Raw genomic sequence first — 13,291 nt, 5'->3', positions numbered from 1 at the left:
GATGCGTCCTTGCGATATGATGCGTGATTTCCAACGATCACAGCATAATTTGCTGACATTACGCAGAGTATCGACAGATTATGCCAACATTTGTGACGGATGCTATCGATCGCCGAATTCTCTCCGAACTCCAGCGCGACGGACGGATGACCAATCAAGAATTGTCGGAAAAGGTGGGACTCTCACCCAGCCCTTGCTTGAGGCGTCTCCGGCAACTCGAAAGCGACGGGCTCATCATCGGCTATGTCGCGCTGGTGAGTCCCGAGAAGTTGGGTTTGGGTGTCACCGCTTTCATCCGCGTCCGTCTCGATCAGCAAGACGACCGACACCTCAGTTTATTCGAGGAGGCCGTTGCTCAATTTCCCGAGGTTATGGAATGCTATCTGATGACCGGCGATGCGGACTATCAGCTACGCGTCGTCGTTGACGACTTGAAAGCGTTTGAGGACTTCTTGCGGCACAAGCTGACTCGAATTGAAGGCGTTTCCCAGTTAACGACCAGCTTCGCCTTGCGGCCGATCGTTTATAAAACTGCGCTGCCGATCGGTGGCTCGACGTAAACGGGATTCGTGCTGGCTGAGGTGAAATCTGCGCGGCCGAGATGCTCTTGCCGGCTGAATCCTTCACCCTGTGGCACTTTGTTGACCGATCTGGGCGGTTAATTCCCGCATTGTTCAAACGGATGCAGAATGGCGCGACCGCATCGTTGGTTCCCCGCGGCGTGCGGTCGTAACGACGCGCGATTTAGTTTTTCATCAGGTCCCCGAAGCCGCAATTCCTCGCGTCCGCCTTCGCAGCGCGGGAAGGCCGCAGGGCTACATTCATAGAGAAAATCAGCACGCCATCTTGATGGTTGTTCCCCACCGGCGCATAATCGGCATCTGGCGGGCAGACTCCTTGTGTAAGGAAACCTGCTCAATGACAGTTCCCACCGACGTCCCGGTTGAGGCATCGCAGCAGCGACTCGACGCCTCCTTCCCGCTCTCGGCGATGAAAGATCGGCGAAAAGACCGTCTCCTGCGCGTGAAACTCGTCAGCGCGCGGACAGGTCTCTCGGTAGCGACCATCTACCGCCGAGGAGCAGAGGGGACTTTTCCTAAGAAGGAGCGGATCGGCCCTAGATCTGTCGGGTGGTACGAGAGCGACATCGACGACTTCGTGGCCGACCCCCTCAACTATCGCTCGCCCTGAATGATGAGCGTAAGCGGCCCTGGGAGTCCGGCGGAAATTAGGTCAGCCCACACCTGATAGAGGGCAGCTTGGGGCTTTCGATAGCGTGCCCGATTATACGCCCATTCGGATGCGGAAATGCCCTCCGGAACGTGCGCCAGCATCATGTCGATGATCATGCGATCAGCGTCTCGTTCGAGTTCAGCGGCGCGTTCATTCATGATCGTCGAGAAGGCGGATCGCCATCCGTGCGGCACCATACGCCCCTTGTAACGCCCGCCTGCCATACGTTTGTATAGGGAGCTCAGTGTCGCATCGGTCATTGGCTCGCGCCACGATTTCGTGCTGGGAAACAGCAGTTCGCAAGTGCCGGTCAGCACCCGCAGAGCTCGCAGCGTCTCAACGGCTTGACGCGACAGGTGAACATCGTGCCCGAAGGCCTCATTGCCTTTGTCTTCGACCTCGAGCTTCATGCGCTTTGCCGAGATACTCCACATCGGCTTTTCGCATATCGCGTCCGGGTCCGCCCAATCGACCCCGCTGAATTCTGACCAAGTTGCAGTACGCAGCACACCAATCCTGACCAGAGTCAGCGCCTTCAATCGAGATGCCAGTTTCGTGACCGTGTGTGCCGTCGACCGGTCGACCGAAAGCTGAAGCTCCAGCAGCTCCGGTAAGGTGGTGAGTGCCGGTTGCTTCACGCCTGGCCGCGATGGCTTGAGCGCGTCTTTGATCTCATCGATTTCCATAACCGTATTCATCGACACCAAGCGCTCCGCCTTGGCCCGCTTGAAGATCGCAAAGGCATATCCCCTCACCCGCTTTGCGGTCTCGATGGAACCCCTTGCTTCGATCTTGCGCAACGCTCTGAGGACGATGGAGCTGTCGACGTCACCGATCGGCCGGTGTCCGAGCATCGGGTAGAGATCGCGTTCGATCCGATTGCGGACTCTAACGGCATGCGACGACGACCAGACCGGGGCCTGATCCATCATCCATTCTTCGGCCTGCTTGCGAAAGGTCGCATTTGCGGCGTCGATCTCAGCGTCTCGCTTCTTCTGCGCTTCTAGCGCCGGGTCCTTGCCGGCGCGGATCAGCTTACGCGCGTCGTCGCGTAGCTCACGCGCCGCGACCAACCCCACGTCAGGGTAGAGCCCGAGCGTCAGGAGCTTCTCCTTGACGCCGAAGCGATATTTGTAGCGCCAGGATTTTGCGCCGCTTTTTGTGACGAGGAGGAAGAGACCTCCCGAATCGGCCAGCTTTAAGTTTTTGTCGCCCGCTTTGGCGTTTTTCACTTCTGCGATGGTCAGAGTCATCGATACCCCCAAATCGGAGTCCGATACCCCCACGGATACCCCCAGATTCGCTGAGAACTGGTGATTTCTCTTGAGAAGATATGGTTGAACAAATCCCAGGAAGCCCTTGTTAAACAAGGCCTTTCTGATACCATATTGAAGAGATGAAAGGTAGCTGTGGTGGGCCCGGCAGGACTTGAACCCGCAACCTACCCGTTATGAGCGGGCAGCTCTAACCAGTTGAGCTACAGGCCCCCACCGCCCCGCTCGTTAGCGGAGGGGTGGCGGCGGTGGCAAGGCCATGGTGTGGGTGCTGCCTGAGTTGCCGCTTCGGATCGTGCCGGACATTGCCAATGGTGCCGGAACCCGCCAATTTGGTCCCATAAGTTCCGACGCTTTCAACAGCGCGGTCAGCGGCAAGCCGAACCGGCATCGCCGGGAATCGGCTGCGGGAGACGGCAGATGATCGAGACACGGCTCAACGGCCAGTTTCCACCCGACTATGTCGTCGGCGAACGGATCAACCTCACCCAACTCATGAACCGTGGCGGGGAGACCTCGCCGCGTACGCCGCCCCTCAACCCGCCGACGCGGATCATCGACGCCCGGCCGCTGCAGGCGCAGGCGGTTTCCGAGCGGGAATTCTTCGACAGCCACGGCTTCGTACTGCTCGATGCGCCCACTGCGATGACTGACTGGGCCGACGCGGCCGCTGTCGGCCAAACCTATCTGCCCGAGGTCGAGGCGCTGATCCGCACGCGCCTCTATCCCGGACGCAAGCTCGCCATCATGCAGCCGCCCAATGTCCTGCGGCGTGGCGCGGGCACCGCCAATCCGCAATATGGCACTGGCGTCCACCAGGATTACGGCACCACCGCTGACGACTTCCAGCAGAGTGTCGCCGCCTTTGCCGGCGTCGAGGCCGGAGCGGGCTGGCGCGCCCGGTTCGAGCAGCCGGATGTCGAAGGCTTTGTCATGCTCGATTTCTGGCGCACGACCATGGCCCAGCCGCTCAAGCATATGCCGCTCGCCCTGTGCGATCCGAGCAGCGTCGATGCGGGCGACATCGTGCCGACCGCGCTCGAGGGGATAGCGCCGGGCGGCGCCATCACCCACCATGTCTCGCTGCGCTACAATGCCGGCCAGAGCTGGTTCTATTATCCCGACATGACGGCGAACGAGGTGCTCGTGTTCAAGCTCTTCCAGCTGATGCCCGGTGAAGAGCCGCAACGATACCGCGCCTGCTTCCACAGCGCCGTCGAGGATCCGGCAACGCCGCCTGACGCCCCGCTGCGCCAGAGTTGCGAGCACCGTGTTTCGGTGATGCTGCTCAGGGACTAGCGTTTGTCCGCTCTCCCGCGGCCGCGATGATCGTATCGAGCGACGCCGGTGCGACACCGCGCCGTTCCAGATCGGCGAGCACCCGGTCCCACCAGTGGTGGAACGCGGCGAGATCAGCGGCGTCGCGCACATAAGGCGTGTGGCCGGGCGCGAGCGACGGCGAGTGGAAGGAGAAATTGAGCAGCCTGAGCCCTTCGCCAAGCGCGACGGCGATCGCCTCGAGCGCATCGGCGAGCGGCATTTCCTCGGGCGTCAGCGCGACGCGCGACAACAGATGCGCGCGGGCGAAAATGCCCTTGCCCTTGGGGATGGTGCCGAGCGCGCGGTACAGGCCGACGCCGCCGCGCCGCGCGAGGCCGGTGAAGACGATGGTCAGCGGCAGTTCGATGATCGCGCCTCCCGGGCCGGCCCGGAACGCCCCGGCGCCGATCGCCCCGAAATCGGGGCCGCCCTCCGCCAGATATTCGTAAGCAGGCCGCATCGAGCTGTCGAGGCGATACCCCCGCGCCGCGAGCAGGCCGAGCGTCGCCGGGCCGATGCCGTAGCGCCCGGCGCGATAGGCGCGCGGCGCAACGCCAAAGGCGCTGGTGATCGCCGCGGTCAGCGCGTCGAGCTTGGCAGCCTCGAGGCTTTCGGGGAGGTTGCCGGCGAAGCTGTTGACGGGAGTCAGCGCCTCGTCGAAGGGCGGGTTGACCCAGGCATGGAGCTGGGTGCCGATCGCCGACACGCCGTCAGCCGTCGCGGCGCGCAATATGTCGATCGCCTGCGGATCGGTCGCGATCGGATAGTCGACCATATAGGTGAGCGGCACGCCGCGATCGACGAAGTGGCGATGCGCCTCGGGCAGCGCGGTGATGGCGGAGACGCCATGGCTGTCGCGGTCGAGCGGCGCATCCCAGTCGAACTCCTCTTCCGTATCGACCAGGACAGTGAAACGCGTGCCGAAGCTCTCGGGCCAGGCGACCAGATCGGCGGCGGCGGGCGGCGGGACTCGGTACCCCGGCGCCCCGGCGGCGGAGGATGTGGACACTGCCACGGTCAGCTGGAAGAAACCTGCTCCACCGGCTCGATAACGGCGGCGGGAAGCCGCAAAGTCAAGGTATTGTCGCCGATCGCCAGCGTGCCGCGCAGCTCGGCAGCGAGGTTGCGCGCGAGCCGGAGCGCGAAGCCGGTGCCGAGCAGCGGCGCGCCCTCGCGACCGGATTCGGTCTCGACGTCGATCGAGAGCAGCGCGTCGCCGGCATAGGCAGCCAGCGCGCGGGGCCGGTCGAACACGATCGCCACCATCGCGTCCGCATCGCGCGTGGCTGAAATGCCGATCCGCTCGCCCGCGCTGCCCGAGGCGACCAGGGTCGCCATCAGCCGCGCGATCAGCCGCTCGACCGCACGGTCATCGCCGTCGATCGCGAGCGTGTCGCCGTCGGTATAGATATCGAGGCTGGCGCCGCGCAGCCGCGCGAGCGGCGCGAGATCGTCAGCGATATGCTCGAGCAGCGGCCCGACGGCGACGTCGCCGGGGCGCAGGTCGAGTGCCCTGGATTCGATCCGCGCCGCCATGTCGATATCGTCGATCGCGGCCAGCAGGTCGCCGGCCTGGCCCCGGATCATCGCTGCCTGGGCGCGGTAGGCCTGAGGCACCGGGCCAAGCATCTGTGATTCGATCATCTCCGCAAAGCCCGCGATCGCGTTGGTCGGCGTGCGGAGCTCGTGGACGAGCTGGCGGAGTGCGTCCGACGCGGCGTTGCGGCTGTCGTGGATGGGCTCGGCGGATTCATCCGGGCGCGGGCGGCGGGCGGTGCCGCGATAACCGGTGAAGCGGCCCGTCTCGCGATCGAACACCGGGATACCCGTGATTCGCCACTGGCCTGCGGCATCCGAATTGCCGTCGACGACGAGCCGTGCGTTGGTAAAGCCGGCACGGCGGCGGAAGGCGCCGGTGGCGACTCCGTCCACCCGCGATCCGGCAGGCAGCGCGGCGAGATCGAGCGACAGGCCGATCAGCGGCGCGCGCGCCGCGCCCTCGATCCAGCGGACGACGCCGTTGACATCAGTCTCGAAACGAAAGCTGGGCGCCTGATTGGCATCGAGCTCGAACAGCTCGGGCTGAACCTCGGCCGGCGCGAACTGACCGGCCGCCACCTCGCGCTGGCGCTGATAGGCGTCGATCCGCGCAACCAGCTCGGCAATCTGGAAGACACCCGTTGAAGCCTCGGCGGGCGGTGGGCGAAGCGCGGTGACGGCGGCGCTCGGCCGAACCTGCTCGGCTGGCTCGGGCGGGATTTCCGATTCGGGTTCGGCAGTGGCGGTCGATTCGGCCGCTTCCGCGCTGGTCTGACGCAGCGCCTCGGCAACCACCGGAAGCCCGAGCGCGACGCTCGCGAGCGAAACGAAGCTCGATTCGGCCGGCGCCAGCGGCGTTTCCGGCGCCATAGTCGTCGGTCCTGCGGGTTCAGGTTCCGGGATCGTCTCGACGGCTTCGGAGTCGACCGCAATCGGCCCGACACTTTCAGCCTCGATCACGGGCAATGGCTCCTCGACCTCGATCGGTCCGACTATCTCGGTCCAGTCGACGGAGGCCGCTGCAATCAGAGGTTCTTCGGCGACGGTGTCAGCCCTGATCGGCGCAGCCGGTTCGACAGCGATCTCGGGCTCGACCGGGATCTCCGCCGCGGCCGCCGGCAGCACGAAATCGACGCTGCCGAAGCTCTCCAGCGCGCGGCAGACAGCAGGCGCGAGGTCGCGGCGATGGCGCAGGACCGAGCGTGTCGCCGGCGAGAGGCCGGGCAGCATCTCGATCCATTCCTGCGAGCGCAGCCGAGCCGTCCGCAGCACCGGCGCCGCGATGCTCAGTTCGTCCTCGGCGAAAAGCTCCACCAACGCGGCGGGCGGATCGGCAAAAGCGGCGCCACGCGCGCTAGCGGCGCGCACCGACGGCGGCACCTGGTTGCGGATCGACCTCAGTTTCGCGATTGCGCCGGCGCTGGGTGGCACCCGCCGCCGGCCGATCAGGTCGACCAATTGCCGCCATGCCGATTGCGCGCCGAACGACGTCGACATATCTGCCGAGAGAACCGTTTCAAGACTGTCGTCGAAGCGCAATTCGATGTGGCCCCCCGGGCTGGCGCGATTGTCACGCTACAACGATTTCTTAACCGGGCCCGCCGCCTGCGGGAACAGGAGATTTTGACCCGTAGCAATGTGGGACAATTGCGTTCGCCAGCAATTATCTTATGTTGAACCCTGACGGCCTGATCGAAAAATCGTGCCGCCGGGGAGCAAAACGCAATGGCCTTTGATTCGATCGACCGTCAGATTCTGGGACTATTGCAGCAAGACGGGCGAATGACCAATGTCGATCTGGCCGAACGCGTCGGCCTGACCGCACCGCCCTGCCTGCGCCGGGTGCGATCGCTCGAGGAAAGCGGGGCGATTCGCGGTTATCATGCCGAACTCGACGCTGCGACCCTCGGCTATCCGATCACTGTGTTCGCGATGGTCAGCCTGCGCAGCCAGGCCGAACATGATCTCGCAGCGTTCGAGGACCATGTCGCGCAGATCCCCGAGATTCGCGAATGCCACATGCTCAACGGCGAAATCGACTTCATCCTCAAGATCGTCGCCAGCGACCTGAAGAGCTTCCAGGAAATCCTGACGACTCATCTGACGCCGGCCCCCAATGTCGCGAGCGTGAAGACGTCGCTGACGATCCGTACCGCGAAATCGATGCCGGGGATTCCGGTTCGGGTCTGATTGCTTCCGGGAACATGGGCACAAAAAAGGGCGGCATCGCTGCCGCCCCTGTTTGTCGCTATCGGCGTTCGCCTCAGGCGGCGGGCGCATCCAGCCACGCGGTCCACAACGCAGCGATCTCGGTCTGCGGGGCGGTGGTGACGGCGGCGAAATCGGCGCGCGCCTTTTCCTTGTCGCCCGACATCGCATAGGCAATGCCGCGGTGAAGATGGAGTGCGTCGGGATTGGCCGCGTTCTTGCTCAGCGCCAGACCGTACATCGCAATCGCCTTGGGATAGCTGCGCGCGCCGAGATAGGCATCGCCGACCAGCCCGGCCGGATCGCCGGTGGCGGCCGCGGTCGCGGCCTTTTCCCGCACCGCGAAGGACTTGTCGGCGGCAATCCCGGCCTTCGCCTTGGCGGCAAGCGCAATCACCGACTTGTCGGTTGCGGGGAGCACCGCCGCCGCGCGCGCCTGGTCGAGTACCGACCGCGCCTCGGTGGAGAGCTTCAGCGCGAGCGCTGCGTTGACATAATCCAGATAATCGCTCTGCCCGGCCAGGCTGTGTGTCGCAACCATCAGGCGGTAAAGGTCGATCCGGTCCTGATTGGTCAGGCGCTTCATCGTGTCGACGCGGAAGCCGAGATTGTAGATTGCGTCGCGCCAGTTCTGTGGCGACGGGTAGGCCTCGAGCCACTTCACCGTCCAGGTCGAGACCTCGGCGTTCTTCTGGTTGTCGTCGAGGCGCTTGAGCGCATAGCGATACCAGTTTTCGGGCGGCTTCTTGCCGGCGGCGACCTGCGCCTTAATCAGCGCATCGAGCGCCTCGGCGCCGGCAACGACATTGCCGCCCTCCATATCGGCCCGCACGATCTGGTAGTTCAGCTCGTCGTCCTGCATGCCGCCGTCGCGGGCGTGCTGGTAGAATTGCACCGCCTTCGCATATTGCTTCGCCGCATAGGCAATGTCGCCGCGCATGTAATTATAGCGTGCGCGGTCACCGGGCTGAGTCCGTGAATTCGCAATCAGCGCGTCGAGCGGATCGATCAACGCCTTCATCGACTGGACGGTCGGCGGCACCGTCGCGAGCAGCGCGACCCGAAGGGTCAGTGCCACATAATGCTCGTCGTCGTTGCGCGCCTGCGCCTCGAGAGCGGCCACCGCGGTTTCGGCAGAGGCAAGGTTGTTCGCCGCAAGGGCAGTCCGCGCCGCAAGCGCCGATGCGCGGACCTCCTTCGAGAGCACGAAGCCGGCGTCGCCGGCCGGCTGTTCGTGCTTCTTGGCGCTGACCGGGGCAGCCAGGATTGCCCCACCCAGTGCCACGACCATCGCCACAGTGAGCGCAGTCTTCGTATATTTGTGCATTACGGAAACTCTCCTGACACGGCGCGCTGCCTATCGTTACGCGCCGCTTACCGCCTGAGCACTCAACTGGAAAGCTGGGGCGTGTCCAGCCACAGCGCCCAGAAATGCGCGATATCGGCAAGCAGCGGGCCCGAAACCTTGGCGAACGCTGCCTTTGCCTCGTCCCGCCGGCCCAGATGCACCAGCGCAGTGCCGAGACGGAGATTCACCTCGTCCGCATTCACGCCGCCCTTGGTGAGCGCCATGCCGTAAAGCTCGACCGCCTTGGCATTGTTGCCCGAGGCGAGATAGGCGTCAGCCGTCTGGGCGGCCTTGGCGCCATTGGCGGCGGCGGCCGCTTCCTTCTCATAGACGGGCAGCGGGCTTCCGTTCGAAATCGAGGCGCGCGAGTTATTGTAGAGCTGGGTGAAGCTCGCGCTGCCCGCCGGGATCACGCCCGAAGCGCGCCCCTGGTCGATCACCGAGATGGTTTCCCATGGAATACCCAGCAGGAAAGCCGTTTCGGCATAATCGAAATAATCACCCTGGCCGGACAGGACCTTGGTCGTGCTCATGAGCCGGTACAGATCGACCTTCTGCGCGCGGGTGAGCTTGGTGCCCGCCTTGTCGGCACTGTCGCGATAGAGCAGGATCGTGGTCTTCCAGTTCGCCGCGGTCGGATATTCGTGGAGCTCGCGGGCAAGCCACTGGCCGGCGGCGGCGCGATTGCCGCTCGCGTACAGGTTGCTGACCGCATAGCCATACCATGAATCGGGCGCCTTGCGGCCGGCCGCCGTTTCGGCGGCGATCGCCTTGTCGATCTCGGCGATCGCTTCGTTGATCTTGCCGGTCCCGCCATAGGCACGGGCCAGCAAGATGGGCAGATCGGAAGAGGTCGAACCGAGCTGGCGGGCCTTGAGCAGGAAGGGGATTGCCTGCGCATCCTGCTTCATGTCGACCGCGATCGATCCGCGCAGGTAAGTATAGGTCACCACATCGGCGGGCGGCGTCTTGGGATTCGCGATCAGCACCTCGAGCTGCTGGGCAATGGCGGGATTGTCCTGCCGGTTGGCGGCGATAGTGAGGCGCATCTTCGCGACATAATAATGCTCGTCGTCATTCTTCGCGACGGCTTCAGCTGCGCTGATCTGCGTGTCGGCGGTCGCGTAATCCTTCGCGGCGATCGCTGCCTCGGCTGCCTGTGCGGGCTTGGCGAAGGCGGCGCTGACCGACAGTTTCGGCGCTGCGGCCTGAGCGGCATTCTTTTCCTTCGCGGTGGCCGGAGCGGCCGCTATGCCGAGCGACAGAGCTGCGGCGATCGCGAGATGGGAGACCAATTTCATCAACGAAAATACTCCTGAACAACCATTGGGGAAAATCATTTCGGATCGAATTTCGAGCGGCTCTAGTCTGCCCGCGACAGGCGTCAACCCGATGATGGCCCTGATGGGTACGCCAACGGATGACGCGCCGATGACATCCGGTCACTGAACGCTCATTGAACGTCCGGGGTCCCTGCTCTTTTCGCAACGGCGGCCGCGTGCCGCATTATCGTCACGGGCAGGCGCTCTCCAGCACGCCGTGCCCCGATCGCGCGCCGGCGACCCTGTGGAGATCGGCGCCGCTGCGCTCGACCGGCTCGGGCCCGGCGCCCAGGCCGCGCCACAGGGCCGCATTGAACGCTGTCGTGTCGAGATGGTCCTCGGTCCGGAAATCCTGCCCACGCATGGCGCCGGCCCAATAGGCCGCGTCATGCGCCCCGCAGGCGAGCCGTGCCGCACCCGAGGTCGCGAAACGATCCGGCGGGATCGGCAGGTTGGTCGATCGCAAGACGGCCGCGGCCCGCGCCCGGTAGCTCCAGTCCTTCTGCGCGAGATCGAACAGGTCGGCCATCGGCGCCGCGAGCGAGTCGTTCAGGCCAAGCGGCTTCAGCCCGAGCACCGATTCGATCGTCCGCAACATGCTGACCGTCGTATAGCGGGTCGATACAAGCGCGTGGCGGCGGACATAGGGGCCGATCACGAAGGCGATGCTGCGGCGCGCATCGACATGATCGGCGCCGTTCTGCGCATCGTCCTCGATGATGAAGACCAGCGTCGAATCGCTGAACCTGCTGGCGGCGATTCGCTCAACGACCATGCCGATCGCATAATCATTGTCGGCCATCTCGGTCTCGACGCTGTTCACCCCGTCGATGGCCTTGTCGAAATCGCCGAAATGGTCATGCGAGAGGCGCAGCAGGGTCAGCGCCGGCATCGTATCCGACGCCTCCTGCTGCGCGAATTCGCGCTGCCATTCGAGCACCCGCCAATAATCGGGCATCTTCTGGTCGAACCCGCGAAAATAGGCGTCGCTGCGGGTGGCGAGCTGGCGGTCCGCCGGCGTGTAGATGATATGATGCTCGGCCGCCGGATCGCGGATCAGCGGCACCGCGCCGGGCTTGTCCGCATCATAAACCGAAGCGTCGGAAAAACCGTAATTGCGCACGCTCAGCCCCGCCCGCAGGGCCGCGTTCCACAGAAAGCCGTGGCCGGGGGCGTCATCGTCGTCGCCGTCGGGCGCGGTGAGCAGCGCCTGCCCCGGCAGCAGGTCGGGATCGTCGGACAGCGCCGGATTGACCCGCCGCCGCGCCGCGCGATCAAGCGCGGTCGGCACGTCGCGGTCCTCCTCCTCGGCCTCATAGGCGAGGCCGCGCTTGGCATAGTTCACCGGCGCTGTCTTCTCGAGCAGGTCGGGCACCCGCGCGGCCGTCGTCCAGGTCCAGCCGGTGCTCGATTGCTCGCCGCTGTCGTAGAAATTGTCGAGCGTCACGAACTGGCTGGCGAGCGCGTGATGGTTGGGCGAGAGCGGCGCGCCGAGAATCGCGAGGTTCGGATCGCCATTGCCGACTGACAGGTCGCCCAGCACCTGATCATAAGTGCGGTTCTCCTTCACGATGAAGACGACGTGCTTGATGCGGGCGCGCAGCAACGCCATGCGCGCTTCAGCCGCCGCCCGTGCGGGCTGATCCGAGAGGCCGATATTGTCCGCGACGCGCAAGGTCGTCGCGACCAGCATTTTCGGGTCCGGAGCGGGAAACTGGAGCAGCCCGGCCTTTTCGAGCTGGAAGACATATTGATTGGCGCCGCCGCACGCACTTGGCTGCGCCTTCACCACGGCGACCTTCGGCAGGCACCCTTCAGGATTGGGGCCGGGCGGGCTCTTGCGGTTGACGACGAAAATCCGCCGGCCGTCGCGGCTCGTCGCCACCGCGCTCGGATACCAGCCGGTCGGCACCAGCCCGGCGACCGTCGCCCCTTTCTCGCCCGGCACGACGATGGCAAGGGCGTTGATGCCGCCATAGGTCACCAGCAGCCGATGATCCGGAGTCAGCGCCAGCCCATTGGGGTTCACCCCCTTGCCGAGCGCACCGGCATTGACCGCGTCGGGCATGCCGAGCCGCGGTTCGGCGATCAGCCGCCCGGTCGCGGTGTCGAGCATCGCCAGCCGGTCGGCATTGTCCTCGGTCGCGTAAAGCCGCTTCGCCCCCGCATCATGGAGCAAGGCGGTCGGCTCGCCGATCGTCGGCACGCGCCCGGTGACCGAGACCTTGTCCCCGGCCACGGCAAGGATGACGAGCTGGCGGTCGCGCGGCGCCGAGACATAGGCGACATCATTGCCGCGCCACACAATAGCGAAGGGATATTCGCCCCCCGCGACGCCGGAGGCAGCGGGGTCGATCTTGCCCGGACGCAAGTCCCGCTCGTCGAGCACCACGCGCCGGTCGAGATCGATCAGGCTGACTGAATCACTGTAGTAATTGGCGACCAGCGCGCGCTTGCCGTCCGGGCTGATCGCGACGCCGGCCGCCTGGGGCTTCACATCCGGGCCATTGCCGGCGGCATGGCCAAGCGTGATCGGCGCGCCTGCCTCGGCAAAGCCCGCTGCCCCGCGAACGAACAGGTGGACATTGTCGTCCACCCCGCCGCCGACGATGAAGCCCTTGCCGTCCGGCCGCCACGCAATCCCCGAATAGCTGTTGGGCACGCCGAGCGTCTGCTCGAGCCGGCTGCCGGCGGCGTCGATCCGGTAGACGAAGACATATTGCACTGACTGCGCCGGATCGAGCGCGCCATCGGCATTGTTATAACGGTTGTAGCCGCTGGTCAGCACCAGCATTTCGCCGCCATCCGGGCTCACCGCGACTGCCGCGGCGCCGTCGGCCACATAGGATGGATGCGGCCCGATATGCGTGACCAAGGGTTCGAAACGCGCACCGGGCGCGGCAAGCGGGGTCAGTGTCTGTCCGGTCGGCAGCTTCTGCGGCGCCGGTCGCGCGGCGCCGGCACCGCCGAGCAAAAGACCGATGGCGATCGCGATCACGCCTTGCCGAACCCGCTTGTACCCATATTTCCCGACCATGGTCGCGACG

The 13,291-nt window shown here is 65.0% G+C and carries 10 protein-coding genes and 1 tRNA gene; 4 read left to right on the top strand and 7 right to left on the bottom strand.

The features are described from left to right. Nucleotides 1-92: 92 nt before the first annotated feature. Both ABD050_RS18285 and ABD050_RS18280 read left to right on the top strand, forming a co-directional pair. Nucleotides 93-560 carry an Lrp/AsnC family transcriptional regulator gene (locus tag ABD050_RS18285; protein WP_425542481.1) on the top strand — a complete coding sequence of 156 codons (468 nt, stop codon included), beginning with the start codon at nt 93-95 and terminating at the stop codon, nt 558-560. A gap of 358 nt (nt 561-918) precedes the next feature. Further along, a complete protein-coding gene (locus tag ABD050_RS18280; protein ID WP_343890928.1) occupies nt 919-1,191 on the top strand; it encodes a helix-turn-helix transcriptional regulator in 273 nt (90 codons plus the stop codon). Here the strand turns inward: ABD050_RS18280 and ABD050_RS18275 are convergent. Next, nucleotides 1,176-2,486 carry a tyrosine-type recombinase/integrase gene (locus tag ABD050_RS18275; RefSeq protein WP_343890927.1) on the bottom strand — a complete coding sequence of 437 codons (1,311 nt, stop codon included), beginning with the start codon at nt 2,484-2,486 and terminating at the stop codon, nt 1,176-1,178. The genes ABD050_RS18280 and ABD050_RS18275 overlap by 16 nt on opposite strands. A gap of 157 nt (nt 2,487-2,643) precedes the next feature. After that, a tRNA-Ile gene (locus ABD050_RS18270) sits at nt 2,644-2,720 on the bottom strand. A gap of 207 nt (nt 2,721-2,927) precedes the next feature. On the opposite strand from ABD050_RS18270, the gene ABD050_RS18265 reads away from it, so the two are divergent. Next, a complete protein-coding gene (locus ABD050_RS18265) occupies nt 2,928-3,806 on the top strand; it encodes a CmcJ/NvfI family oxidoreductase (RefSeq protein ID WP_343890926.1) in 879 nt (292 codons plus the stop codon). Here ABD050_RS18265 and ABD050_RS18260 read toward each other — a convergent pair. Next, nucleotides 3,796-4,842, bottom strand: a complete 1,047-nt coding sequence (locus tag ABD050_RS18260) for a polysaccharide deacetylase family protein (RefSeq protein WP_343890925.1) — start codon at nt 4,840-4,842, stop codon at nt 3,796-3,798. The genes ABD050_RS18265 and ABD050_RS18260 overlap by 11 nt on opposite strands. 2 nt (nt 4,843-4,844) lie before the next feature. After that, entirely contained in the window at nt 4,845-6,863 is a 2,019-nt protein-coding gene (locus ABD050_RS18255; protein WP_343890924.1) for a sensor histidine kinase, read from the bottom strand. A gap of 228 nt (nt 6,864-7,091) precedes the next feature. Here ABD050_RS18255 and ABD050_RS18250 point away from each other — a divergent pair, with 228 nt between their 5' ends. Beyond that, nucleotides 7,092-7,556: an Lrp/AsnC family transcriptional regulator gene (locus ABD050_RS18250; RefSeq protein ID WP_343890923.1), complete on the top strand. Its 465-nt coding sequence runs from the start codon at nt 7,092-7,094 to the stop codon at nt 7,554-7,556. A 73-nt stretch (nt 7,557-7,629) separates the two neighbouring features. Here ABD050_RS18250 and ABD050_RS18245 read toward each other — a convergent pair whose 3' ends face one another. The 3 genes from ABD050_RS18245 to ABD050_RS18235 form a co-directional block, all read right to left on the bottom strand. Continuing rightward, nucleotides 7,630-8,901 carry a tetratricopeptide repeat protein gene (locus ABD050_RS18245; RefSeq protein WP_343890922.1) on the bottom strand — a complete coding sequence of 424 codons (1,272 nt, stop codon included), beginning with the start codon at nt 8,899-8,901 and terminating at the stop codon, nt 7,630-7,632. A gap of 62 nt (nt 8,902-8,963) precedes the next feature. Then, nucleotides 8,964-10,223: a tetratricopeptide repeat protein gene (locus tag ABD050_RS18240; RefSeq protein WP_343890921.1), complete on the bottom strand. Its 1,260-nt coding sequence runs from the start codon at nt 10,221-10,223 to the stop codon at nt 8,964-8,966. Between the two features lie 211 nt (nt 10,224-10,434). Then, nucleotides 10,435-13,281 (bottom strand): YncE family protein, encoded by a 2,847-nt coding sequence (locus ABD050_RS18235; RefSeq protein ID WP_343890920.1) that lies wholly within the window; start codon nt 13,279-13,281, stop codon nt 10,435-10,437. Nucleotides 13,282-13,291: the final 10 nt, after the last annotated feature.

The organism is Sphingomonas oligophenolica (genome assembly GCF_039522915.1).
Classification (GTDB): Bacteria; Pseudomonadota; Alphaproteobacteria; order Sphingomonadales; family Sphingomonadaceae; genus Sphingomonas; species Sphingomonas oligophenolica.
This window is presented reverse-complemented; position numbering and strand designations above follow the sequence as displayed.